Source organism: Janthinobacterium fluminis (assembly GCF_028595325.1).
Taxonomy (GTDB): domain Bacteria; phylum Pseudomonadota; class Gammaproteobacteria; order Burkholderiales; family Burkholderiaceae_D; genus Janthinobacterium; species Janthinobacterium fluminis.
This window is the reverse complement of sequence record NZ_JAQQXR010000001.1, coordinates 752885-777804: the sequence shown is the minus strand read 5'-3', so window position 1 is coordinate 777804 and position 24920 is coordinate 752885. Positions and strand designations below refer to the sequence as shown.

The window sequence follows — 24920 nt, the reverse complement described above, 5'->3', positions numbered from 1 at the left end:
CGGCCTTCGACTTTGACTCGCACACTTTCCGTTGGCGGTCTGTGTCGATGGGCTGAAGTCTGCTTGGCGTCGTGCGCTCGTGAAGGCAGGCATGCCGCATGTGAATTTCCACGACCTGCGGCACTCATGCGCAAGCATCATGTTGGGGCTCAGGGTTGATCTTTACACGATCAGTCAGATCCTGGGTCATGCGAATATACAGACGACTCAGCGCTACGCGCACTTGCAGGTGGACGCGCAGCGGGAAGCATTGAACAATGCTATCGCTGCTTGTCGTCACAAAGTAAATTACACTGAAAAATTACACTCAACAAAAAAGCCGACCTTTTTAAATGTCGGCTTTGCATGTAAGTGATTGATTTCACTAGGTATTCTTGGTGGGAAGTGCAAGTTTCGAACTTGCGACCCCTGCAGTGTGAATGCAGTGCTCTACCCCTGAGCTAACCTCCCGAAGCGGGGCGAATTATGACATCCCTCAAAACATTTTGCAAGGAACTGGCAAAAAATCCTGCGTTGGCAGGCGTTTCGCCGCGTCCGCCCCGCGTTTAGCCGGCGGGCGCCGTCAGCGCGCGCCAGATGCAGGCGCCCTTGACGGCCTTGTCCAGACCGGCCAGCGTCGCTTCGTGCTCGGCCAGCTCGTCCGCCGAGGCCGGCTGGAAGATGATGTCGGCCAGCGGCACGTTGTCGAGCGCCTCGCCGTCCGCGCTGACGGCCACCTCTTCCTCCATGCTCAGGCTGTTCTGCCCGCGCGTCATCGACAGGTAGACGTCGGCCAGCAGCTCGGCGTCGAGCAGCGCGCCGTGCAACTTGCGGTGCGAGTTCGACACGCCGTAGCGGTCGCACAGCGCGTCCAGCGAGTTGCGCTTGCCCGGATGCATTTCCTTGGCCTGCACCAGGGTGTCGATGACGTTGCCGATGTGCTCGCTGAAGCTGGGCAGGTTCAGGCGCTTGAATTCCGCGTTCAGGAAGCCCAGGTCGAACGGCGCGTTGTGGATGATGACTTCGGCGCCGGCTATGTACTCGCGCAATTCTTCGACGATGTCGGCGAACTTCGGCTTGTCGCTGAGGAATTCGGTGGTCAGGCCGTGGACGTTCAACGCGCCCTCGTCGGAGTCGCGCTCGGGGTTGATGTAGCGGTGGTAGTTATTGCCGGTCAACATGCGGTTGTGCAGCTCGACGCAGCCGATTTCAAGGATGCGGTCGCCCGTGCGGGGATTCAGGCCGGTGGTTTCGGTATCTACTACGATTTGGCGCATGGGAATGTCAATGAGGGTGTATCGGTAAGCCAGCCGCGCAGTATAGCAAAGCGCGGCGGCGGGCCAGGTGTCAGCGGCGCACGGTGTCGACGCCGCGGTTGGCCAGCTGGTCGGCGCGCTCGTTGCCGGCGTGGCCGGAGTGGCCGCGCACCCAGCGCCATTCGACCTGGTGCACGGCCTGGGCCGCGTCGAGCGCCTGCCACAGGTCGACGTTCTTCACGGGCGCCTTGGCGGCCGTCTTCCAGCCGCGCGCCTTCCAGCCGTGTATCCACTCGCTGATGCCTTTTTGCACGTACTGGCTGTCGGTGTAGAGCACCACGTCGCAGGGGCGCTTGAGGGCGTTCAGCGCCTCTATCACGGCCAGCAATTCCATGCGGTTGTTGGTCGTGTTCAGCTCGCCGCCGAACAGCTCTTTTTCGGCGCCGTCGGCCACCATCAGCGCGCCCCAGCCGCCGGTGCCGGGGTTGCCCTTGCAGGCGCCGTCGGCGTAAATTTCCACTTTATCCATCTTGATGTTCCCGCCTCTTGTTAGTGACCGGCACGCCCGCGGCGGCCGTTGCCGGTTGTTTGGTCCATGCCGGACCGATCAGGCGCATCCCTTTGACGCGCTTGATCGCCTGCACAATATACACGGCGCCCAGATAGGGCCACCAGCGCGCCCCCGCCTGGTCCATGAAAGCGTAGCGGTGCAGCCACTTTTCAGTCCTGCAAGCCGGCGCATAGCAGCCGAAATGGCTCTGGCTGACGCCCAGGTTCAATAATTTTAACCAGTCTTTCATGCGCGGCATAGAGATGAATTCGCCCGCCCGCGGCAGGTAGTGCGAACCGGTCAGCCGGCCGGCCGCCTGGCGCAAGCCCCACAGGCTGGCCGGATTGAAGCCGCAGATGATCAGCCGGCCCTCGGGAATGAGGACGCGCTCGACTTCGCGCAGCACCTGGTGCGGCTCGGCGGCGAACTCTAACACATGCGGCAGCACCACCAGGTCCAGGCTTTGCGAGGCGAACGGCAGTTCGTCGAAATTCAGCACTACGCGGGCGCGGCCGTCGGCCGGCAGCACGGCCTGGGCCGGGGTGGCCATGCGCGTGTCGGCCAACCACTGGTTCGGCATGCGGTTCGCCGCCAGCGCGTCCAGTTGCGGCATGCCGATCTGCACGGCGTTGTAGCCGAAGATGTCGGCCGTCAACTCGTCGAGCCGCGCCTGCTCCCACGCCCGCACGTAGACGCCGGCCGGCGTTTGTAGCCAGCCGTCAAGCGCTATAATGGATTTCTCGGATGTCGCACTGTCCATGCCCAGCCTTTTCTCATACTCATGACCACCACTCCCAAGCCAGCCGTTCGCGTGCTCACCGTCCCCGCCTTCGCCGACAATTACTTATGGCTGATCCACGATGGCGAGCATGCCGCCGTGGTCGATCCCGGCGACGCCGCGCCTGTGCTGGCGGCCCTGCAGGAGCAACAACTGACGCTGACCGCCATTTTACTCACCCACCACCACGCTGACCATATCGGCGGCGTTCCCGCATTGTTGCAGCATTATGCCGTGCCCGTGTTCGGCCCGCGCAATGAGGCTATCACAGCCGTGACGCGGCCGCTTGCGCAGGGCGAGCTGGTGCGCGTGCCCGGCCTGGACTTGACATTCGCCGTGCTCGACGTGCCCGGCCACACGCGGGGCCACATCGCCTATGTGCGCCAGGACGGCGCCGGCGCGCGCTGGTTGTTTTGCGGCGACACCTTGTTTGCGGGGGGATGCGGGCGCCTGTTCGAAGGCACGCCGGAGCAGATGGCGGCGTCGCTGGACAAGCTGGCCGCCCTGCCCGACGACACCGAGGTGTTTTGCGCACACGAGTACACGCTGGCCAACCTGCGCTTTGCCGCCGCCGTCGATCCGGACAATCTGGCGCTGATGGCGCGGGTGCGCATCGAGGCGGCCAAGCGCGCGGACGGCGTGCCGACGGTGCCCACCAGCATAGGCGTGGAAAAGGCCACCAATCCCTTCCTGCGCTTCCGCGAGGCGGCGATTGTCGACAGCCTGGTCGCGGCGGGCCGGCTGGAAGCGGGCGCCGCGCCGGTGGCGGCCTTCGCCGCCCTCAGGCAGTGGAAAAACGGCTTTTAAAGGGGGCGGGCATGGCGCCCGCCCCCGGCCTCAGATTTCCTCGTACAGCGGCAAGGTGAGGAATTCGGCGAACGAGGCCGACGTCGACATTTCCTCGAAGATGTGGGCGGCCCGGACATAGCTGGGGCTGTCGCCGTTGGGCGCCACTTGCTGCACCTTGGCCAGCTCTTCCGGGATCATCGCCCGCACCATGTCGGCCGTGACCTTGCGGCCGTCTTCCAGCACGCCCTTGCTCGAACGTATCCACTGCCACACTTGCGAGCGGCTGATTTCCGCCGTCGCCGCGTCTTCCATCAGGTTGTGAATGGGCACGCAGCCGTTGCCCGTCAGCCAGCTGCCCAGGTAATGGATGCCGACGTTGATGTTGTAGCGCAGGCCCGCTTCCGTGATCGGCGCTTCCGGCTGGAAATTCAACAGGTCGGCGACCTTGACGTCGACGTCGGGGCGCTGCTTGTCGATCTGGTTCGGCTTGTCGCCCAGCACCTTCTTGAACTCCGTCATCGCCAGCTCGACCAGGCCCGGATGGGCGACCCAGCCGCCGTCGTAGCCGTCACTGGCGTCGCGGGCCTTGTCGGTGCGCACGCCGCCCATCGCGATCTCGTTCTTTTCCGCATCGTTCTTGATCGGGATCAGCGCGGCCATGCCGCCGATGGCCGGGGCACCGCGCTTGTGGCAGGTCTTCAGCAGCAGCAAGGCGTAGGCGCGCATGAACGGCGCCGTCATCGTCACCTTGGCGCGGTCGGCCAGGCAGAAGTCCTTGTCGAGCTTGAATTTCTTGATGCACGAGAAGATGTAGTCCCAGCGGCCGGCGTTCAGGCCCGAGCTGTGCTCGCGCAATTCATAGAGGATCTCGTCCATCTCGAAGGCGGCCAGGATGGTTTCGATCAGCACCGTCGCCTTGATCGTGCCCTGCGGCAGGCCCAGCTCGTCCTGCGTCATCACGAAGATGTCGTTCCACAGCCGCGCCTCCAGGTGCGACTCCATCTTCGGCAGGTAGAAATACGGGCCGGCGCCGCGCGCCAGTTGCTCCTTGGCGTTGTGGTACATGAACAGCGCGAAATCGACGATGCCGCCGGAGACGCGCTGGCCGTCGACCAGCACGTGCTTCTCGTCCAGGTGCCAGCCGCGCGGGCGCACGACCAGGGTGGCGATCTTGTCGTTGAGCTTGTAGAACTTGCCGTTCTGCTCCAGCGAAATGGTCTTGCGCACGGCATCCATCATATTCACCTGGCCGGAAATCTGGTTGTCCCAGTTCGGCGTGTTCGAGTCCTCGAAGTCCGTCATATAGCTGTCGGCGCCCGAGTTAAAGGCGTTGATGACCATCTTGCGCTCGACGGGGCCGGTGATTTCCACGCGGCGGCAGGCCAGCGCGGCGGGAATCGGCGCGATCCGCCAGTCGCCGGCGCGGATGTGCGCGGTTTCCGCCAGGAAGTCCGGACGCTCGCCGGCGTCCAGGCGCTTGGCGCGCTCGACGCGCACGGCCAGCAATTGCTGGCGGCGCGGCTCGAACGCGCGGCTCAGCTTGGCGACCAGGGCCAGCGCCTCCGGCGTCAACACGCGTTCGTAGCCGGGCTTGATCTGGCCCGTGATTTGCATTCCTGCCGGCAGCGCGATGGTGGTCTGTGTCATGAAAATCTCCGCATTAGAAAAAGTAATAAATACGTCAAAAGATAAGCGGAACGAATCGCCGCCTTGGTGTTTCATATGCCTTACAGTATATTCACTATAAAGTACGCAAACGAGACTAAAAATCACTTCATCTATGCATTTTTGTCACAAGTGAGGCCATGGGACAATTCAGACAAATCTCCACCTTCGTCGACGTCGTCGCCAAGGGCAGCCTGTCGGCCGCCGCCCGCGCCGAGGGCATCGCGCCGGCGATGATAGGACGGCGCCTGGACGCGCTGGAACAGCGCCTCGGCGTCAAGCTACTGCAAAGAACCACGCGCAAACTGGCGCTGACCGACGAGGGCGCCGCCTTTCTGGAGGATTGCCAGCGCATCCTGGGCGACCTGGCCGACGCCGAGGCGGCCGCGGCAGAGCGCAGCGTCAAGGCCAGCGGCCATTTGCTCATTTCCGCGCCGGCCGGCTTCGGCCGCCAGCACGTCGCGCCGCTGCTGCCCTCCTTCGTCGCCGAACACCGCGACGTCAGCGTCGCGCTGAACTTGAACGACCGCGTCGTCGACCTGATCGGCGAAGGCGTGGACGTCGCCATCCGCATCGCCAGCCTGGCCGATTCCAGCCTCGTCAGCGCCAAGCTGGCCGACAACCAGCGCGTGCTGGTGGCCTCGCCGGCCTACCTGAAGCGCTGCGGCACGCCGCGTACGCTGGCCGACCTGGCCAAGCACAATTGCCTGGCGATCAGCAGCGAAGGCAGCCAGCGCGGCTGGACCTTCCGCGAGAACGGCAAAACCGTCACGCTGAAAGTGTCGGGGAATATGGCTTGCAACGACGGCCAGGTGCTGCACGACTGGGCGCTGGCCGGCAAGGGCCTGGCGTGGCGTTCGATGTGGGAAGTCGGCGCGGAAATCGAATCGGGGCAGTTGGTGGCCGTGCTGGAGCCGTATGCGGCGCCCGGCAACGACATCTACGCCGTGTTCGCCCAGCGCCGCCACCTGCCGCTGCGCATACGCGCCTTCGTCGATTTCTTGCGGCACAGCTATGCGCAACCGGACTACTGGCGGGCCCGCCCGGCCTAGCCTCAGGCGCCGCCCGCGGCGCGTACAGACGAAAAAAAAACCTCGGAGACCGAGGTTTTCTTTATTTCGTTTGATCCAGCGTATTACAGTGGCTGAATGTTCGAAGCTTGCTTGCCCTTAGGACCAGCAGTCACTTCAAAAGAAACGCGTTGGTTCTCTTGCAGGGACTTGAAGCCGTTCGACTGGATAGCCGAGAAGTGAGCGAACAGATCTTCGCCGCCTTCGTCAGGGGTAATAAAGCCGAAACCCTTCGAATCATTGAACCATTTTACGATGCCAGTTGCCATTACAATTTCCTATTTCAGTTAAGTTGGGATTGCTCCCGTTATATCGTTTGAAGCAAGAAAGGAATGACAGACAAACTGCACTACTACCTCGAATCCAACGATTGCCTATTATACCGAATAAAACAGGAAAAATACATTCTCGCTCAAAATAAACTTGCGAGCGCCGCCCCGAGAGGCCAACCGGAAACCTGATCCGTCGTTGCGGCGCGCTGTTTCAGCGGCATAGGAGCCACTATAGCCAAGCTCAGGGCCGCCACTTTGCGCTAGATCAAAGATACAAACCGGAATCTGCCGGCGGCGGGCCGGCCTTCGGATCGCTGGCGGCCCAGGCGAGCAGGCGCGCCACGCCGCCGGCCAGCGCCGGCCAGCCGTCCGCGGCGGCGCCGTCCATGATCCGGCGCAGCAGCTGCTCCAGCCGGCGGCACTCCAGGCCCAGCGCGGCGAAGCCGAAGGTGCCGGCCGAGCCGGCCACGGCGTGCAGCGTCTTGTGCAGCGCCGCCAGCGCGGGCGGCGCCCGCCCCTGCGCCTCGCAGCGGGCCAGCGCCTCGGCGATGGCCGCCATCAGGCCCGGCACATTGGCCGCGTACTTGTCGTTAAGGGCATTCAGGCGGGCACGGAAATCGGGGTCGATCGGCGTTGCCATGCGTGCGCCTTGCTACTTGGTGCCGAAGATGCGGTCGCCGGCGTCGCCCAGGCCCGGCACGATGTAGGCGTGGTCGTCGAGGTGGGAGTCGAGCGCGGCGGCGTACATTTTGACGTCCGGGTGGGCTTTCTGGAACACGCTGACGCCTTCCGGCGCGGCCACCAGGGCCAGGAAGATGATCTGCTCGTCGCTGACGCCGCGCTTTTTCAGCACGTCGACGGCGTAGACGGCCGAATTGCCGGTGGCCACCATCGGGTCGCACAGGATGAAGGTGCGCTCGTTCAGGTCGGGCAGGCGCACCAGGTATTCGACGGGCAGCTTGGTGTCGGGGTCGCGGTAGACGCCGATGTGGCCGACGCGGGCCGACGGCACCAGGTTCAGCAGGCCGTCGCTCATGCCGATGCCGGCGCGCAGGATGGGCACGATGGCCAGTTTTTTGCCGGCGATCACGGGCGCGTCGATCCGCATCAGCGGCGTCTGGATGGGGCGCGTCGTCAGCGGCAGGTCGCGGGTGATTTCGTAGCCCATCAGCAGGGTGATTTCCTTGAGCAGCTCGCGGAAGGTGCGCGTCGACGTGTCGTGCTCGCGCATATGGCTCAGTTTGTGCTGGATCAGCGGGTGGTCGGTGATGAAGAGATTGGGGAAGCGCGGATCTTGTTTCATGGGCTTATGCTCTTTTCTTGGTCAGGACTGCGGCCTCGCTGCGCCGCGCGGCTCACTGTTGTATAGGTATGTGTGCGCATTATCCCAGCCAAAGCGCCACCCTGCAGTGAATTTTGTAAAATAATTTAGAGCAAAAACATGCCGGCCGCCTCGTCGGCCAGCTCGTCCAGGGTGCAACCGCGGCCCGGCTGATACCACTGTATGCTGAAATTGATCGCCCCCATCAGCAGCAGGCGCGCGACCTTGCTGTCGCTCTTGACCATGCCGGCCCGCTGCAACTCCGTCAGCACCGCCTGCCAGACGCGGTCGTAGCGGTCGCGCAGCGCGACGATGCCGGCGCGCCGTTCCGGGCTCAGCGCGCGCCAGTCGTACAGCAGCACGGGAATGAAGTCGTGGCCCTCGGCCAGCACGGTTTCCAGGTGGGCGCGCAGCAGCGCGCGGAATTTCTGCCGCGGCGGCAGCGCGCCGGCGACGATGCCCTCGACGGCCGGCAGGCAGGACAGCAAGCCCTCCTCCATCACGGCGGCGAGGATTTCCTGCTTGCTCTTGAAATGGTAAAAAGGGCTGCCCGAGCGCATGCCGACGGCGTCGGCGATGTCGCGGATGCTGGTGCCGTCGTAGCCGCGGTCGCGGAACAGGCGCGCCGCCGCGCGCACCAGCTCGGCGCGGCGGTTGCCGTCGGCGGCCGCGCCGCAAGTCTGCTGGGCCGTCATCTACGCGCTCAGCGCGCGCGCGAGTATGGCCGCGCAATCGACGCCGGCCGGCAGGCGCCCGTAGGCGCCGCCGGGCTCGCGCGCCAGCCGCGAGGCGACGAAGGCGGCCGACACGCAGGGCGGCGCGTGGCGCAGCAGCAGCGCAGCCTGCACGGCCAGCACGACGCGCTCGGCCAGCACGCGCGCGCCATACTCGTCCGCCTGCGGCTGCGCCAGGTCGGCCAGCAGGCGCGCGGCGAACGCCGCGAAGTCGGCGTCGACCTCGCCGGCCAGCGCCAGTTCGGCCGCCAGCACCTCGCGCGCGGCCGCCGTCCGGCCCAGCGCGCGCAGCAGGTCCAGGCACATCACGTTGCCCGAGCCCTCCCAGATCGAGTTGACGGGAAATTCTCGGTACAGCCGCGCCAGCGGGCCGTCCTCGACATAGCCGCCGCCGCCCATGACCTCCATCGCCTCGGCGCCGAAGCCGGGGCCGCGCTTGCAAATCCAGTACTTGCCGGCCGGCGTCAGCAGCCGCCCCAGCAGCGCCTGGGCCGGGTCGGCGGCCTCGTCGAAGCAGCGCGCCAGCCGCAGCGCGAAGGCCGTCGCCGCCTCCGACTCCAGCGCCAGGTCGGCCAGCACGTTCTGCATCAGCGGCTGCTGCGCCAGCGGCCGGCCGAACGCGGCGCGCCCGCGCGCGTGGTGCAGCGCGTGCGTCAGCGCCGCGCGCATGATGCCGGCGCTGCCCAGCACGCAATCGAGGCGGGTGTGGCTGGCCATCTCGATGATGGTGGGAACGCCGCGCCCCGGCGCGCCCACCAGCCAGGCGTAGGCGCCGGTGAATTCCACTTCGGCCGAGGCGTTGGAGCGGTTGCCCAGCTTGTCCTTGAGGCGCTGCACGCGGATATGGTTGCGGCTGCCGTCGGGCAGGTAGCGCGGCAGGAAGAAGCAGGACAGGCCGCCGTCCGCACCGCCGCGCTGCGCCAGGATCAGGTGGGCGTCGCATTGCGGCGCCGAAAAAAACCACTTGTGGCCGACCACGCGGTGCAAACCGTCGGCGTCGGCGCCGCCGAACAGGCGCGCGGCCTCGTCCGCGGCGACCGGCTCGGCCCGCGTGGTGTTGCTGCGCACGTCGGTGCCGCCCTGCTTTTCCGTCATGCCCATGCCGACCAGGGCGCCGCGCTTGTGCTCGACCGGCAGCGAGCGCGGGTCGTAGTGGCGCGACAGGATCTTCGGCAGCCAGCGCGCGGCGATGTGCGGCGGCGCCTGGCGCAGCGCCGGCACCGCCGCGTAGGTCATCGTCACCGGGCATTGCGCGCCGTTTTCCAGTTGGCCGAAGAGCAGGTACTGGGCCGCCCGCGCCACCTGCGTCTGGCTGCCGTCCCACGGCGAGGCGTGCGCGCCGGCGCCGATCAGCAGCGTCATCAACTGCTGCCAGGCCGGATGGAATTCGACCTCGTCGATGCGCCGGCCGGCGCGGTCGTAAGCCTGCAGGCGCGGGCCGTTGACGTTGGCCTGGCGCGCCAGGTCCAGCGTCTCGGCGCGGCCCAGTTGCGCGCCCAGGGCGCTCAGCGCCGCGGCGGCGCCGCCGCCGCCCTCGCGCTCCAGGGCCTCGCGCAGCGCAGCGTCGCAATCGAATAGATTGACATTCTCGAACGGCGGCGCCTGGTTGAATACTTCGTGCGTGTCGAACTGGTTCATGTCGCGTTCTCCAAGGGATGGAAAATTGCCGTCGCCCCCGCCACAGCCGAGGGCGCAAAACCGGGTCGGTGCGCGGCCGTGGCGCGCGCCCGATGGGGCACAGTAGCGCAAACGCAGAGATCAAGCAAGCGCTTGCTTTGTTAAATTATTGATATTAATATAAACGCAATTTCTTACGGAGGCCGCAATGAGCGAAGCATATCTGTACGAGGCGCTGCGCACGCCGCGCGGCAAGGGCAAGCCGGACGGCAGCCTGCACAGCGTCAAACCGATCGCGCTGCTGGCCGGCCTGATGCGCGAGCTGCAGCGCCGCCACCACCTCGACACGGCCTGCATCGACGACGTCGTGCTCGGCTGCGTCACGCCGGTCGGCGACCAGGGCGCCTGCATCGCCAAGACGGCGGCGCTGGCGGCCGGCTGGGACTGGCGCGTGGCCGGCGTGCAGCTGAACCGCTTTTGCGCCTCCGGCCTGGAGGCGGTCAACCTGGCCGCGCAAAAGGTCCGCTCGGGCTGGGAAGACCTGGTCGTCGCCGGCGGCGTCGAATCGATGTCGCGCGTGCCGATGGGCGCCGACGGCGGCGCCTGGGCGCTCGACCCGGCCACCAATTTCGCCAGCGACTTTCTGCCGCAGGGCATAGGCGCCGACCTGATCGCCACGCTGGACGGCTGGCGCCGCGAGGACGTCGACGCCTACGCGCTGCGCTCGCAGCAAAAGGCGGCCGCCGCCCGCGCCGCCGGCCGCTACGCCTCGTTGATGGCGGTGCGCGACCTGAGCGGCCTGGCCATCCTCGAACAGGACGAGTTCATCAAGCCGCAGACGACACCGGCCGCGCTGGCGGGCCTGAAGCCGTCCTTCGCGGCGGCCGGCGACACGGGCTTCGACAGCCTGGCCCTGCGCAAATACCCGCAACTGGAGCGGGTCGAGCACGTGCACACGGCCGGCAACTCCTCGGGCATCGTCGACGGCGCCGCGCTGGCCCTGGTCGGCAGCGCCGCCGTCGGCACCCGCCTCGGCCTGCGCCCGCGCGCGCGCATCGTCGCCACCGCCGTCACCGGCAGCGACCCCACCATCATGCTGGCCGGGCCGGCGCCGGCCAGCCGCAAGGCGCTGGCCAAGGCCGGCCTGCGCGCCGCCGACATCGACCTGTTCGAGGTCAACGAGGCGTTCGCCGCCGTGGTGCTGCGCTTCATGCGCGAGCTCGACATTCCCGAGGAGAAGGTCAACGTCAACGGCGGCGCCATCGCCCTCGGCCACCCGCTAGGCGCCACCGGCTGCATGCTGCTCGGCACCCTGATCGACGAGCTGGAGGCGCGCCGCCTCAAACGCGGCCTGGTCACGCTGTGCGTCGGCGGCGGCATGGGCATCGCCACCATCATCGAACGGATACCGGCATGATCCATTACAGCAGCAGCGCCACCACCCACATCGCCAGCCTGCACATCGAGGCGCGCGCCGTCAATCCGCTCAGCCGCATGTTCCAGCGCGCGCTCGGCGAGGCCCTCGACCGGCTCGAAGCGCAGCGGCCGCTGGCCGGCGTCGTCGTCAGCTTCGACAGCGCCGCGCCGGCCGCCGAGCACGCGTTCGCGCACCTGATCGCCCTGACGCCGCAGCAGGCCGGCGACTGCATGGCCATGCTGGCGAGCTACCACCAATTGCTGCGCCGCCTGGAAACGCTGGGCCGCACCGTCGTCGCGACGCTGGCCGGCGACATCGACGGCCACGCGCTCGGTTTGGCGCTGGCCTGCCACCGCCGCTACGCGCTGCGCCACATCAGCCTGAGCATGGCGCAGGTCGACAGCGGCCTGACGCCGTCCGGCGGCGCACTGGTGCGCTGCGTGCGCGGCATCGGCCTGCGCGCCGCGCTGCCGCTGCTCACCGAGGGCCTGGCCTGCGAGGCCGACGCGGCGCGGCAGGCCGGCCTGCTGCATGGCGTCGCCGGCGACGCGGCGCAACTGCTGGCGCTGGCCCGCGCCGCCATCGCCGGAGCGGACGCGCCGCTGCAGCCATGGGACGCGCCGCACTACCGCATGCCGGGCGGCACGCCGGCGTCGGCCCCGCTGCAGGCCCTGCTGGCCAGCGCGCCGGCGCAGCTGCGCCAACGCACCGGCGGCCACTACCCGGCGCCGGAGGCGGTGCTGTGCGCCATGGTCGAGGGGGCGCAGGTCGACTTCGCGTCGGCGCTGCTGATCGAGGGCCGCTACTTCTGCCACATCGCCGGCGGGCGCGTCGCCAAGCACCTGATGCGCCTGAACCAGTTGCGCCGCGCCGCGCCGGCCCGCGACGGCGCCTTCGCGGCGGCGCTGCGGGCCGCCCACCAGGGCGAGCTGGCGCAACTGAGGCGCGACGGCCTGGCGCCCGCGCTGATTAACAACGCGGCGCGCGCGGCCGGCATGCGCGCCGCGCCGCCGCAGCCGGAACCGGCGGCGCCGGCCGGCGCGGCCGGGCCGCCGCCCAGCTGCGCCGACGCCCGCGACCGCCTGCTGTACGGACAGTGCGCGGCCGCCCTGGCGGCGCTGCGCCGGGCCGACGCGCCGACGCCGGCCCAGGCCGACCTGCTGTCGGTCGACCAGTGCGGCTTCCCCGCCTTCACCGGCGGCGCCCTCGCCTTCATCGCCGAGCTCGGCGCCGACGCCTTCGGCGCCCGCGCGGCCGCGTTGGCGGCGCGCTACGGCGCCCGCTTCGCGCCACCCGCAGATTGGCAATTATTGACGCAAACCTATAACTTCAATTAATGCAGTGATAATGTATTGACTACTTCGCGCTATTTCCATCGCGCGCGGGCGCCGATATTCTGAATTCCTCGCCTGATATTGCTATTATTCATGTAATTTTTAGCTGTTCAGTGATACATTTCGTCCTGGTACCGCTACATTTTTACCTGGACCAATAAAGGTGACGCCCGGCCTACGAATTTTGTAGAAATTGTGACATGCATTAAAAGAAAGTTTAGAAACACAGATGCTTTCCCGTTCCCCTGCCATAGCCGAGCGCGATCCGCGCGACGCGCTTGACAACCTCATGGAAGAAGCCGGCGACGTCGTGTTCCGGCTCGACCCGCAGGGACGGATTCTGTTCGCCAGCCGCCGCGCGGCGGCACTGATAGGCGCCACGGCGCCGCTGCACGGCGCCGACTTCGCCGCCCTGGCCGACGACGACAGCCAGCTGGCCCTGCGCGCCGCCCTGGACGAGCCGGCCGACGAGCCGCGCCACCTCGACGTGCGCCTGAAAACCCCCGACTGCGAGGTCTGGTTTGCGCTGCGCCTGTCGCGCTGCTGCGGCGCCGACGGCGCGCCGGCGCTGCTGGTGGTCGGGCGCAACACGGCGGCCCAGCACGCCACCGAGGCGCGCCTGCGCCACATGGCCACCCACGACGCGCTGACGGAACTGCCGAACCGCTCGCTGCTGTCGGACCGCATCCGCATGATCATCGCCCAGGCCAGCCGCTCCGGCCAGGGTTTCGCCGTCGCCACCGTCGGCCTGGACGGCTTCAAGAAAGTCAACGACGGCCTCGGCCACCCGGTCGGCGACGCCGTGCTGCGCATGGCGGCTGCGCGGCTGCGCAAAACCCTGCGCGACAGCGACACCCTGGCGCGCGTCGGCGGCGACGAATTCGTCGCCGTGCTGCCCGGCACCGCCAGCGAGGCGCAGATCAAGCTCGTCACCGGACGCCTGATCGCCACGCTGCAGTCGCCCTTCGAGGTCGACGGCCACACGATCTACGTCGGCGCCTCGGTCGGCGTGTCGGTGTATCCGCAGCACGCCGAGGACGAGGTGCGCCTGGTGGCGCTGGCCGACGTCGCCATGTCGCGCGCCAAGGCGACCGGCAAGGCGCGCTGCCAAATCTACAGCCCGCGCCTGTCCGGCCCGCCCGAGCACGACATCACGCTGGAGGCGGCCATGTTCCAGGCCGTGCGCGAGGGCGAGTTCCTGCTCTACTACCAACCCATCGTCGACGCCCGCACGCGGCAGATCCAGGGCTTCGAGACGCTGATGCGCTGGAAGCACCCGACGCTGGGCATGGTGCCGCCGGCCCGCTTCATCCCCATCGCCGAAAGCAACGGCCTGATCAACCTGCTCGGCGCCTGGGCCCTGAAAGCGGCCTGCGTGCAATTGAAGCAATTCGAAGAAGTTGCCAAGCGGCATCTTTATATCTCTGTTAATATTAGCCCCAGGCAATTTCGCAACGATAAATTCCTCGCCGTCCTCGACGATGCGATCGCGTTTTCCGGACTACTTGGTGAGCAATTGGTATTAGAAATTACAGAAGGTACGCTGATGATCGACCCGGTGCACGCCGAGGCGATCCTGGCAAAAATGGCCCAGCGCAAGGCGCGCATCGCCATCGACGACTTCGGCACCGGCTATTCCTCGCTGGCCTACCTGAAGCGCTTCCCCATCTCCGTGCTGAAAATCGACCGCACCTTCATCAAGGACTTGCCCGACTCGGCCAAGGACGGCGCCATCTGCAACGCCGTGCTCGACCTGGCCAAGCACCTCGGCCTGTCGGTGGTGGCCGAGGGAGTGGAAACGGAGGCGCAGATGCACTTCCTCGAATCGCGCGGCTGCCAGTACATCCAGGGTTACCTGACGGGCAAGCCGATGCCGGCCAACGTCGCGCTGGCGGCCCTGAAGGAAAGCACCCACGCGGCCGTGCTGCCGGACGAACTGCGCATGGGCGGCCAATGAAAGCGGGCGCCTTCACGCCGGCCACGCAACTGGGCAAGAACACCCTGGAACTGCTGTGGGCGCGCACCCGCCAACAGGGCGACATGCCCGGCTTCGCCAAGGCCATCAGCGCCATCCTGGGGGCCATGCGCGGCGAGGACGACCGCGAATTCGACATGACGCAGACGGTGCTGTCGGACCCCGTCCTGACGCAGAAAGTGCTGCGCCTGGCCAATAGCGGCATGTATTCGGCCTTCGGCCAAAGCGTCAACACGGTGTCGAAGGCCGTGCTGGTGCTGGGCATCGACGCCATCGGCCACCTGGCGCTGGGGCTGAAACTGATCGAGGAACTGTCGCACGCCACGCCGGACTCCGTCAGCGCCCACATCGAAATGGAAAAGGCCGTGCTGGCCGGCATGGTGGCGCAGCAGGTGGCCAGCAGCGCGGCCAGCCCGAACGCCGAGCAGGCCGTGGTCTGCTCGATGCTGCACACGCTGGGACGCATGATGGTGACGTTCTACATGACCGACTTCTGGGCCACCCTGCAGGCCCACGGCGGCCCCGGCAACGAGAGCGCGGCGGCGCCGGCCATCCTCGGCCTGACGCTGGAGGAAGTCGGCTACGCCACGGCGGCCCACTGGGGCCTGCCGGCGCACCTGATCAGCGGCATGCGGCCGATGGAGGCGACGGCCGCCGGCGTCGAGGTCAGCCGCGCCGACTGGATGGCCGGGCTGTGCACCATGGCCGCGCGCTGCGCCGATTCGCTGTGGCACGACGACGCCGCCGGCGCCGCCGTCGTGACGACGCTGATCGGCCAGTACAGCGACATGCTGGGCGTCGCGCCCGAGGGGCTGGTCGAGGCCGTCGAACGGGCCAAGGAAATGGCGGCGACCGACCTGTCGATCGCGCCGCTGTCGAAACCGGCCGAGCGGCGCGCCAAGGCGCTGGCCTCGACGCGCATGCGCGCCGAAGGCAACCGCCTGCTAATCAGCGGCCTGAGCGACATGCGCGACGCGCTGCCCACGGCCAGCCCGGGCCAGATGGTGTCGATGGCGCTGGAGACGCTGTACCGGGGTTTCGATTTTTCGCGCGCCGTCGCCTTCGTGCACAACCTCAAGGAACACCAGTACGCGGCGCGCATCAGCATGGGCCAGGGCGCCAAGGAGCTGCAGGCGCAGATGGCGTTTGCCGACAGCTACGAGCCGAACGTCTTCCACGCCGCGCTCAGCAGCGACCGCGTGATCTTCATCGAAAACGCCCGCGACCCGAAATTCGCCGCCAAGCTGCCGGCCTGGTGGAAGGCGACGCTGTCGGAAGCGCGCTGCTTCGTCATCCTGCCGCTGCTGTCGAAGGGCCAGGCGACCGGCTTCATCTACGGCGACTGGGACGACAGCTTCCCGCCCATCCAGCTGAACCAGACCGAATTCGGACTGATCAACGACATCCGCGCCCTGCTGGTCAAATCCGTCGACCTGCGCCACCAGCGCGAACTGATCGCCAACAAAGTCGCCTGAGCGCGGACCTGGGGTCTGGCCCCGGCTATCGGCCGAAAAAGCAGGGGTCCGACCCCATGAAGCCGGGTCAGACCCCGGATTGGCGCCGCGGACCAGGGGTCTGACCCCGGCTGTTGGGGGTCTGACCCCGGCTGTTGGCCACCGGAGTTGTTTCGGCAACCAAAAAGCATGGGTCCGACCCCTAACTGCAGCCGCGGAGGATCAGGCCAGCTTCGGCGTGGCGACGCGCACGTCGCCGCACTGGGCGCGGTGCATCAGCGCGTGGTCGATCAGCACCAGCGCCAGCATCGCCTCGGCGATCGGCGTGGCGCGGATGCCGACGCATGGGTCGTGGCGGCCAAAGGTTTCCACCATCACCGGATTGCCGTCCTTGTCGATCGAGCGGCGCGGCGTGCGGATCGACGACGTCGGCTTGATGGCGATCGAGACGGTGATGTCCTGCCCCGTCGAAATCCCCCCCAGCATGCCGCCCGAGTTATTGCCGACAAAACCTTCCGGCGTCAGCTCGTCGCCGTGCTCGGAACCCTTCTGCGCCACCGACTTGAAGCCGGCGCCGATCTCGATGCCCTTCACGGCGTTGATGCCCATCATCGCGTAGGCGATGTCGGCGTCCAGCTTGTCGTAGATGGGCTGGCCCAGGCCGACGGGCACCTTGCTCGCCACCACTTCGATGCGCGCGCCGATCGAATCGCCGTCGCGGCGCAACTGGTCCATCGCCTCCTCCATGCGGGCGATCAGCGCGGCGTCGCCGGTGGCGGCGAAAAACGGGTTGTCGGCCACGTGCTGCCACGACTGGAACGGCACCTCGATGTCGCCCAGCTGGCTCATGCAGCCGTGGAAAACGGTGCCGTACTGCTGCAGCAACCACTTCTTGGCGATGGCCGCCGCGCCGACGACGGGCGCCGTCAGGCGCGCCGACGAGCGGCCGCCGCCGCGCGGATCGCGCACGCCGTACTTGTGCCAGTAGGTGTAGTCGGCGTGGCCGGGGCGGAAGCTTTCGGCGATGTTGCCGTAATCCTTGCTGCGCTGGTCTTCGTTGCGGATGAGCAGAGCGATCGGCGTGCCGGTGGTGACGCCCTGGTATACGCCGGAGAGGATTTCGACGCTGTCGGATTCCTGCCGCTGCGTCACGTGGCGCGAGGTGCCGGGCTTGCGCCGGTCCAGCTCGGGCTGGATGTCGGCTTCCGACAGCGCCAGGCCGGGCGGACAGCCATCGATCACGCAGCCGATTGCCGGGCCGTGCGATTCGCCGAAGGTGGTTACAGTAAACAGCTTGCCAAATGAATTGCCGGACATAGTATGAAGAACGCGAGAGGCTGAAACGACCAATTCTACCAGTCTGCGGCGCCCCGGGCGGCGCTATCGCGCGAGAATCGTGCACTTGGTACGCACCAGTACGATATTGGCGACAGGGCGCGGCAGATTATTATTAAAAATATACTGTTTTTCATAAAACACCACCAATTATGCTGAAATTGCCCCCGCAATGGGGGAATACGCGCTAGAAAACGCCTAAATTATCGTTCCGATTATCAATTCGCTATATACTTATTCATAAGAACACCGAGACATCTTGGAGAAGCGACACATGCCCGCACCGATCACCCCCCTTGAGCATAACAAGGACGATCACGACGATCTGGTATTCTTGGAGGAACATCCGGCGCCGTCTTCCGCGCCGGCCGCGCGCAACGTCTGGCGGGTGATGATCATCGACGATGACGAGGACGTCCACTCGACCACCACCTTCGCGCTGGGCAACCTCGACATGCAGCACCGGCCGCTGGAATTCGTCCACGCCTATTCCGCCGCGCAGGCGCGCGACATGCTCAAGCACGAGCAGGAAATCGCCGTCATCCTGCTCGACGTCGTCATGGAGCAGGACGACGCCGGCCTGCACCTGGTGCGCTACATCCGCGAAACGCTGAAACTGGCCGACGTGCGCATCATCCTGCGCACCGGCCAGCCCGGCTACGCGCCCGAGATCGACGCCATCCGCGACTTCGACATCAACGACTACAAGACCAAGTCCGAGCTGACCCGCATCAAGCTGTTCACGACCGTGACGGCGGCGATCCGCTCCTATGAGCAGATCCGCTCGATCAGCGCCAGCCGGCGCGGCCTGAACCAGATCATCCACGCCAGCACCCAGCTGATGGCCCTGCACGGCGTGCAGAACTTCGCCGCCGGCGTGCTCACGCAAATCGCCGACCTGCTCAACATCAAGGCCGACGGCGTGCTGTGCGTGCAGGAGTGCCCGGACGGCAAATGCCACGAGCTGCTCGTCAGCGCCACCGCCGGCAGCTACGGCCGCCTGCCCTACGGCCACGTCACGGCCGCCGACGACGCGCTGCTCGTCGGCGCCATCGAGCGCACGCTGGAACAGCGCCGCAACATCTACAACCACGACTACGTCACGCTGTACTTCGCCGGCAAGGCCAGCCGCGACTTCGCCGCCTTCCTGCAACTGCCGCGGCCGATCACGGACATCGACGAACGCCTGCTGGAAGTATTCTGCGGCAACGTCGCGGTCGGCCTCGACAACGTCGAACTGGTCAGCCACCTGCACAACGCCGCCTTCTACGACCAGCTCTCGAAGCTGCCCAACCGCACCCGCCTAGTGGAAATCCTCGACGCCACGCTGGCCGGGCCGGCCCGCGACGAGGCCACGCTGTCGCTGGTCGACCTCGACCACTTCGCCGAAACCAACGACGCGCTGGGCCACCAGTTCGGCGACATGCTGCTGGTCGCCGTCGCCGGGCGGCTGCAGTCGCGCCTGGGCCAGCAACTGACGGTGGCGCGGCTGGGCGGCGACATCTTCTGCGTGCTCGGCGACGCCGCCCAGGTGAACCCGGCGATGATACTGGCACTGTTCCAGACCCCCTTCAGCATCGACGGCCAGGACGTGCAGCTATCGGCCACGCTGGGCCTGGTGCGCCTGGGCGAACACGACGGCAGCGGCGCCGACGCGCTGAAGGACGCCGACATCGCCCTGAAGCGCGCCAAGACGCAGCAGCGCGCCGGCCACTTCTATTTCTCGCGCAGCATGGGCGTGGAAATCCGCGAGCGCGTGCGCATGATGCACGCCTTGCGCACGGCCTTCGGGCAGAACCAACTGTTCGTCGTCTACCAGCCGCAAATCGACCTGACGACGCGCCGCCCGGTCGGCGCCGAGGCGCTGCTGCGCTGGCAGACGCCGGACGGCAAGTTCATCTCGCCGGACCGCTTCATCCCCATCGCCGAATACTCGGGCCTGATCATCGAGCTGGGCGAATGGGTGCTGCGCACGGCCTGCCGCGAGCTGGTGCTGCTGCGCGAACAGGGCCACCGCGACTTCATGATGTCGGTGAACGTGTCGCAGGTGCAGTTCCGCCACCCGCACTTCCTCGACATGCTGCGCCAGGCCCTCGACGACACCCAGGCGCCGCCCGAATACATCGAACTGGAAATCACCGAATCGATGGCGATGGAAGAGCCGGACCTGCTCATCAAGATGCTCTGGCAAGTCAAGCAGACCGGCGTCAGCATCGCCATCGACGACTTCGGCACGGGCTTTTCCTCGCTGTCCTATCTGCAGCGGCTGCAAGTGGACCGGCTGAAAATCGACCGCGCCTTCGTCACCGAAATCACCGGCTCGGCGCGCGGCAGCAGCATCGCCGAAATGGTCATCCAGCTGGGCCGCAACCTCGGCCTGGCCGTCATTGCCGAAGGCGTCGAGGACGAGCGCCAGGCGCAAATCCTGCAGGCGCTGGGCTGCCCGCTGGCGCAAGGCTTCCTGTTCGCCCGGCCGATGACGGCGGCGGCGCTGGCCGGCTGGCTCAACAACGACGCCCTCGAAGGCGCCGCCTGAACAGCGGGAACGGCCTTCGATTTCCGGGAAATAGTTTCCCGGAAATCGGGCCCGATTCCCGACTTTTTGTCACCATTTCCCGAATTCCTTAATCCGCATCAAGTACAAAGGTCAATGCGAACAATTATCATTATTGTTCCAGATCAATACTTTATGAAGGATACGTATGCGTTCCACCGTTGTCAGTCTTTTCGGCCGCCTGTCGGCCGTCGCGCTCGCCGCGACGACCTTCCAGGCCGGCGCCGCCGAGTATCCCATCGGCGCCCCGCAGCAGCGCGCCGGCATGGAAATCGCCGCCGTCTACCTGCAGCCGGTGGTGATGGAGCCGGACGGGATGATGCGCAAGGCCGACGAGTCCGACATCCACATCGAAGCCGACATCCACGCCCTGGCCGGCAACCCCAACGGTTTCGAGGAAGGCGCCTGGGTGCCCTACCTGGTCGTGAAGTTCGAGGTCAGCAAGGAAGGCAGCGGGCAGAAGGTCAGCGGCGAATTCATGCCGATGGTGGCCAACGACGGCCCCCATTACGGCGACAACATCAAGCTGTTCGGCCCCGGCAAATACCACGTGCGCTACACCATCCTGCCGCCGTCCGAGAACAAGCACGCCCATTTCGGCCGCCACACGGACCGCCTGACCGGCGTGCGCCCGTGGTTCAAGCCGTTCGAGGTCGAGTACGACTTCACCTACGTCGGCATCGGCAAGAAGGGCGGGTATTGAGCGATGCGTATCTCTTTTGCCTTGAAGCCGCTGGCCGCGGCGGCCCTGCTGTGCGCGGCGTCCGGCGCCGGCGCGGCGTCCCACGGCGCGCGCGAATTGCAGCAACTGGTGGCCAAGCTGGGCGAGCGCATGGAGCGCCTGGAGCAGCGCAACGCCGAGCTGGAGCGCGAGTTGCGCGCCAGCCGCGCGGCCGCGCCGGCCGCCCCGGCGCCGGCCGCCATCGAGCAGCGCGTCACGGCGCTGGAGTCGCAGCAGGCGCGCACCGCCGCCGGCCTGGACAGCGACCGCCTCAGCGAGAACGAGCCTGAGCTGACGTCGCGCCTGAAGGCCGTCGAGATGCAGGCCGAGGGCGCCCGCGGCGCCGCCCGCAAGATCGAGGCGCTGGAGGGCCTGAGCGCCGGCTTCAGCCTGACGACGATGGCGCAGAAACCCTTCGGCGCGGCCGCCGCGAACAGCCAGCTCAATTACCGCGGCGACGCCTTCATCACCATGCCGCTGGGTAAGCTCGGCGCGATCGAGCAGCGCGTCTTCGCCCAGTTCCGCGTCGGCCAGGGCGCCGGCCTGAACGACATGGCCAGCTTCGCCAAGCCGAACGCCAGCGCCTTCCGCGTGCTGGGCGGCCTGCGGCCCGACGACTCCGTCGCCGTGCTGGCGCAGGCCTGGTATCAGGCCAGCATCCCCCTGCCCCTCGGCGGCCACGCGCCGCGCTCGAAGGAGACGCTGGAACTGGGCTTCGGCAAGATGGACCCGTTCGCCTTCTTCGACCAGAACGCGGCGGCCGGCGACGAGACGCGCCAGTTCACCAACACGGTCTTCGTCCACAATCCGCTGCTCGACGCGGGCGGCGACATCGGCGTCGATGCCAACGGCTTCGCGCCCGGCTTCCGCCTGTCTTACCAGAACGCCAGCGCCAAGCCGGAGAGCTGGCGCGTGTCGCTGGGCGTGTTTGGCGCCGGCGCGACGGGCTCGAACTACCAGCGCAGCCTGAGCTCGCCGCTGATGCTGCTGCAGGCGGAAACCCAGCGGCGCCTGTTCGGCGGCCTGCCCGGCAATTACCGCGTGTACGCCTGGCGCAACAGCCAGGCCAGCCATTTCGACGAGAGCGTGACGGAGCCGGAGCGCCACGTCGGCTGGGGCGCGTCGCTGGACCAGCGCGTCGGCGACGGCGTCACGCTGTTCGGCCGCTACGGCCGGCAGCTGCGCGGCCACGTGCGCTTCGACCAGGCGCTGACGCTGGGCGCCGAATTCGGCGGCTCGTACTGGGGCCGTGCCGGCGACAGCGTCGGCATGGCCGCCGGCTGGCTCAACACCAGCCGCGACTACCGCGGCGCCAGCGCCGCCGCCGGCGCCGAGCGGGTCGCCGAGCTGTACTACCGCTACCGCATCAACAAGCAGTTCGAGCTGTCGCCTAACCTGCAGTACATCGGCCGTCCGGCCGGCGACAACAGCGTCGGCGCGATGAAGATCCTCGGCCTGCGCGCCCAACTGAGCTATTGAGACTGACGATGCTGACACCACTGCGCATTACCCTTGGCGGCCTGGCCGCCGCCGCCCTGCTGGCGGCGGCGCCGGCGCCGGCCGCCGACATGCCCACCTTCAACCTGACGATACGCGCCGGCCACTTCGTGCCGGAGACGATCGAGGTGCCGGCCAACACCAAGTTCCGCCTGCTCATCAAGAACGAGGGGCCGGGCGCCGAGGAATTCGAAAGCGTCGAGCTGCGCAAGGAAAAGGTGCTGGCGCCGGGCGCGTCCAGCTTCCTCATCTTCATGCCGCTCAAGCCGGGCAGCTACAAGTTCTTCGGCGAGTTCCACCCCGCGACGGCGCAAGGCCGCTTCGTCGCCAAATGAGGGGGCGCGCACATGGGTAACGCCCTCTTCATCGTCTGGCGCGAAAGCGTCGAGGCGATGCTCGTCGTCGGCATCTTGTACGCCTGGATCAAGCGCAACGACGGCGCCGGCATGCGCGCGCTGTGGGCCGGCGCCGCCGCCGGTATCGCCCTGGCGGCGGCGCTGGGCTGGGCCATGGTCGCCGCGCAGGACGAGCTGTCCGGCGCCGCGCTCGAATGGTTCCAGCTGGCGATGCTGCTCACCGCCGCCGCGCTGATCGTGCAGATGGTGCTGTGGATGCAAAAACACGGCCGCCACATGAAACAGCAGCTGGAAAACGACATGGCGCGCGCGGCGCAGCGCTCGGGCGCCGCCGGCGTCGCCGTCATCGCCGCGCTGGCGATCGCCCGAGAAGGCGCGGAAACCGCCATTTTCCTCTACGGCATGGGGCTCAGCGGCGGCGACGGCACGGCCTTGGCCGCCGGCGCCGCGCTCGGCTTCGCGCTGGCGCTGCTGACGGCCTGGGCCGTCAGCAGCGGGCTGCGCTTCCTCGACTACCGCCAGTTCTTCCGCGTCAGCGGCCTGCTGTTGCTGCTGTTCGCGGCGGCGCTGCTGGCCAGCGCCGTCGACCGCCTGATCGGCGGCGGCTGGCTGCCGGCCCTGGTCGACCCGCTGTGGGACAGCTCGGCGCTGCTCGACGACGCCAGCGGCGGCGGCGCCGCGCTGGCGGCCTTCACCGGCTACCGCGCGCGGCCGTCGCTGACGCTGGCCGCCGTCTACGCGCTGTACTGGCTCGGCATCGTAGTGGCGCAGCGACGACGGGCCAGCCATGGCTAGCATTCCCATCGTCGACATGCGCGCGCGGGCGCGGCCGGCCGGCGGCCGGCTGGCCGCCGTCGGCAGCGCCATGCGCCGCCACCGCAACTGGATACAGGCGGCGCAATGGCTCGTCGTCTTCTTCTACCTGTCGCTGCTGGTGATCCCCGCCTTCATGCCGCTGCCGGCCGAGGACGCGCACCTGTACGACAATCTGCGCCTGTTCGCGCAGTTCCTGTTCTGGGGCATCTGGTGGCCCTTCGTCATGCTCGGCACGATGCTCTTCGGCCGCGTCTGGTGCGGCGTATTCTGCCCCGAGGGCGCGCTGACCGAACTGGCCAGCCGCCACGGCCTGGGCCGCCCTATCCCGCGCTGGATACGCTGGAGCGGCTGGCCGCTGACCGCCTTCATCTGCACCACCGTCTACGGCCAGCTCATCAGCGTATACGAATACCCGCAGGCGGCGCTGCTGATCCTGGGCGGCTCGACGCTGGCGGCCGTGGCCGTCGGCTACTTCTATGGCCGCGGCAAGCGCGTCTGGTGCCGCTACCTGTGCCCGGCCAACGGCGTGTTCTCGCTGCTGGCGAAGATCGCCCCTTTCCACTTCCGCGTCGACCGGCAGGCGTGGCAGCGCGACACGGCGCGCGCGCCGGCCGTCGATTGCGCGCCGCTGATCGACATCCGCCACATGAAAAGCGCGTCCGCCTGCCACGCCTGCGGCCGCTGCAGCGACTACAAGGGCGCCGTCAGCCTGGCGGCGCGCACGCCGGCCAGCGAAATCCTCGCCACCGCCAACCACGAAGTCAAGACGGAAGAGGCGCTGACGCTGTGCCTGGGCGTGATCGGCATCGCCACGGCGGCCTTCCAATGGTCGGCCAGCGCCCGCTTCATCCAGATGAAGACGGCGCTGGCCGACTGGCTGATCGCGCGGGACGCCTTTTTTCTGCTGGAGGACAACGCGCCGTGGTGGTTGCTGACGCACTACCCGGCCGCGCACGACGTGTTCACCTGGCTGGACGGCATCTGCATCTTGCTGTTCATACTCGGCGGCGGCGCCGCGCTGGGCGCCGCGGTGCTGGGCGCCGTGCGGCTGGCGGCCTGGCTGGCCGGGCGGCCGCAGCTGTCGTGGCAGCGGCTGGCGCTGGCCCTGGTGCCGATCGGCGGCGCCGGCATCTTCATCGGGCTGTCGCTGCTGACGGTCGGGCATTTGAAGGCGGAGCGGGTGTCGCTGACGTGGCTGCCCGCCGCCCACGCGACACTGGCCCTGGGCGGCGCCGGATTCTCCGCCTATCTCGGCTGGAAGACCATCGTGGTGAAGGCGTCGGCGCGGCAGTTGCTGGCGTTCGCCGTGCTGCTGCTACCGATTGCGCTGCTGGCCGCCATCTGGAGCGCCTAGCCGGCGGCGCCGAACGGGGCCCCGCCCCGGCGCGCACCATGCAAAACGCCACCGCGAAGGTGGCGTTGGCGTGCGT

General features: G+C 67.5%; 23 protein-coding genes and 1 tRNA gene. 13 read left to right on the top strand and 11 right to left on the bottom strand.

The annotated features are described in order from the left end of the window. Nucleotides 1-31: 31 nt before the first annotated feature. A complete protein-coding gene (locus OIK44_RS03530) occupies nt 32-355 on the top strand; it encodes a tyrosine-type recombinase/integrase (protein WP_273669294.1) in 324 nt (107 codons plus the stop codon). Nucleotides 356-375: 20 nt separating this feature from the next. Here the strand turns inward: OIK44_RS03530 and OIK44_RS03525 are convergent. From OIK44_RS03525 to OIK44_RS03510, 4 genes are all read right to left on the bottom strand, one after another. Next, a tRNA-Val gene (locus OIK44_RS03525) sits at nt 376-450 on the bottom strand. Nucleotides 451-545: 95 nt separating this feature from the next. Continuing rightward, on the bottom strand, nt 546-1256 hold the full coding sequence (dnaQ, locus tag OIK44_RS03520; protein ID WP_273669293.1) for a DNA polymerase III subunit epsilon: 711 nt from the start codon (nt 1254-1256) through the stop codon (nt 546-548). Between the two features lie 70 nt (nt 1257-1326). Then, entirely contained in the window at nt 1327-1764 is a 438-nt protein-coding gene (gene rnhA / locus OIK44_RS03515) for a ribonuclease HI (protein WP_273669292.1), read from the bottom strand. Then, nucleotides 1757-2545 carry a class I SAM-dependent methyltransferase gene (locus OIK44_RS03510; protein ID WP_273669290.1) on the bottom strand — a complete coding sequence of 263 codons (789 nt, stop codon included), beginning with the start codon at nt 2543-2545 and terminating at the stop codon, nt 1757-1759. Before OIK44_RS03510 ends, rnhA begins: the two co-directional genes overlap by 8 nt. A gap of 21 nt (nt 2546-2566) precedes the next feature. Here OIK44_RS03510 and gloB point away from each other — a divergent pair, with 21 nt between their 5' ends. Further along, a complete protein-coding gene (gloB, locus tag OIK44_RS03505; protein ID WP_273669289.1) occupies nt 2567-3370 on the top strand; it encodes a hydroxyacylglutathione hydrolase in 804 nt (267 codons plus the stop codon). Nucleotides 3371-3400: 30 nt separating this feature from the next. Here gloB and aceB read toward each other — a convergent pair whose 3' ends face one another. Beyond that, nucleotides 3401-4999: a malate synthase A gene (gene aceB, locus OIK44_RS03500; protein ID WP_273669288.1), complete on the bottom strand. Its 1599-nt coding sequence runs from the start codon at nt 4997-4999 to the stop codon at nt 3401-3403. Between the two features lie 158 nt (nt 5000-5157). On the opposite strand from aceB, the gene OIK44_RS03495 reads away from it, so the two are divergent. Continuing rightward, a complete protein-coding gene (locus OIK44_RS03495; protein ID WP_273669287.1) occupies nt 5158-6069 on the top strand; it encodes a LysR family transcriptional regulator in 912 nt (303 codons plus the stop codon). An 83-nt stretch (nt 6070-6152) separates the two neighbouring features. On the opposite strand, the gene OIK44_RS03490 is transcribed toward OIK44_RS03495, so the two are convergent. The 5 genes from OIK44_RS03490 to OIK44_RS03470 all read right to left on the bottom strand — a co-directional run bounded on the left by OIK44_RS03490 (nt 6153) and on the right by OIK44_RS03470 (nt 10052). Then, a complete protein-coding gene (locus OIK44_RS03490) occupies nt 6153-6356 on the bottom strand; it encodes a cold-shock protein (protein ID WP_183677589.1) in 204 nt (67 codons plus the stop codon). Between the two features lie 268 nt (nt 6357-6624). Beyond that, nucleotides 6625-6999 (bottom strand): Hpt domain-containing protein, encoded by a 375-nt coding sequence (locus OIK44_RS03485; protein WP_273669286.1) that lies wholly within the window; start codon nt 6997-6999, stop codon nt 6625-6627. A 12-nt stretch (nt 7000-7011) separates the two neighbouring features. Further along, nucleotides 7012-7662, bottom strand: coding sequence for a uracil phosphoribosyltransferase (gene upp, locus OIK44_RS03480; protein ID WP_273669285.1), 651 nt, complete (start codon nt 7660-7662; stop codon nt 7012-7014). Between the two features lie 125 nt (nt 7663-7787). Next, nucleotides 7788-8375: a TetR/AcrR family transcriptional regulator gene (locus tag OIK44_RS03475; protein ID WP_273669284.1), complete on the bottom strand. Its 588-nt coding sequence runs from the start codon at nt 8373-8375 to the stop codon at nt 7788-7790. Further along, the gene (locus tag OIK44_RS03470) at nt 8376-10052 is read right to left on the bottom strand and encodes an isovaleryl-CoA dehydrogenase (RefSeq protein WP_273669282.1); all 1677 of its coding nucleotides are present in this window, start codon (nt 10050-10052) and stop codon (nt 8376-8378) included. A 187-nt stretch (nt 10053-10239) separates the two neighbouring features. Between OIK44_RS03470 and OIK44_RS03465 the strand changes: the two genes are divergently transcribed. The 4 genes from OIK44_RS03465 (at nt 10240) to OIK44_RS03450 (ending at nt 16232) form a co-directional block, all read left to right on the top strand. Next, on the top strand, nt 10240-11448 hold the full coding sequence (locus tag OIK44_RS03465) for an acetyl-CoA C-acetyltransferase (protein ID WP_273669281.1): 1209 nt from the start codon (nt 10240-10242) through the stop codon (nt 11446-11448). Then, nucleotides 11445-12785: an enoyl-CoA hydratase-related protein gene (locus OIK44_RS03460; RefSeq protein ID WP_273669280.1), complete on the top strand. Its 1341-nt coding sequence runs from the start codon at nt 11445-11447 to the stop codon at nt 12783-12785. Before OIK44_RS03465 ends, OIK44_RS03460 begins: the two co-directional genes overlap by 4 nt. Nucleotides 12786-13011: 226 nt before the next feature. Beyond that, entirely contained in the window at nt 13012-14739 is a 1728-nt protein-coding gene (locus OIK44_RS03455) for a putative bifunctional diguanylate cyclase/phosphodiesterase (RefSeq protein WP_273669279.1), read from the top strand. Next, on the top strand, nt 14736-16232 hold the full coding sequence (locus OIK44_RS03450) for an HDOD domain-containing protein (RefSeq protein ID WP_273669278.1): 1497 nt from the start codon (nt 14736-14738) through the stop codon (nt 16230-16232). Before OIK44_RS03455 ends, OIK44_RS03450 begins: the two co-directional genes overlap by 4 nt. A 201-nt stretch (nt 16233-16433) precedes the next feature. Here the strand turns inward: OIK44_RS03450 and aroC are convergent, their stop codons facing one another. After that, nucleotides 16434-17528: a chorismate synthase gene (gene aroC / locus OIK44_RS03445; protein WP_273669277.1), complete on the bottom strand. Its 1095-nt coding sequence runs from the start codon at nt 17526-17528 to the stop codon at nt 16434-16436. 292 nt (nt 17529-17820) lie between these two features. On the opposite strand from aroC, the gene OIK44_RS03440 reads away from it, so the two are divergent. From OIK44_RS03440 to OIK44_RS03415, 6 genes are all read left to right on the top strand, one after another. Continuing rightward, on the top strand, nt 17821-20082 hold the full coding sequence (locus OIK44_RS03440; RefSeq protein WP_273669276.1) for a GGDEF/EAL domain-containing response regulator: 2262 nt from the start codon (nt 17821-17823) through the stop codon (nt 20080-20082). A gap of 166 nt (nt 20083-20248) precedes the next feature. Further along, the gene (locus OIK44_RS03435) at nt 20249-20803 is read left to right on the top strand and encodes an iron transporter (protein WP_273669275.1); all 555 of its coding nucleotides are present in this window, start codon (nt 20249-20251) and stop codon (nt 20801-20803) included. A gap of 3 nt (nt 20804-20806) precedes the next feature. Then, nucleotides 20807-22300 carry a carbohydrate porin gene (locus OIK44_RS03430; protein WP_273669274.1) on the top strand — a complete coding sequence of 498 codons (1494 nt, stop codon included), beginning with the start codon at nt 20807-20809 and terminating at the stop codon, nt 22298-22300. A gap of 8 nt (nt 22301-22308) precedes the next feature. Further along, nucleotides 22309-22653, top strand: coding sequence for a cupredoxin domain-containing protein (locus OIK44_RS03425; protein ID WP_273669273.1), 345 nt, complete (start codon nt 22309-22311; stop codon nt 22651-22653). Nucleotides 22654-22665: 12 nt separating this feature from the next. Further along, nucleotides 22666-23469, top strand: a complete 804-nt coding sequence (locus OIK44_RS03420; RefSeq protein ID WP_273669272.1) for an FTR1 family iron permease — start codon at nt 22666-22668, stop codon at nt 23467-23469. Further along, nucleotides 23462-24844: a 4Fe-4S binding protein gene (locus tag OIK44_RS03415; protein ID WP_273669271.1), complete on the top strand. Its 1383-nt coding sequence runs from the start codon at nt 23462-23464 to the stop codon at nt 24842-24844. The genes OIK44_RS03420 and OIK44_RS03415 overlap by 8 nt, the downstream gene beginning before the upstream one ends. Nucleotides 24845-24920 lie beyond the last annotated feature (76 nt).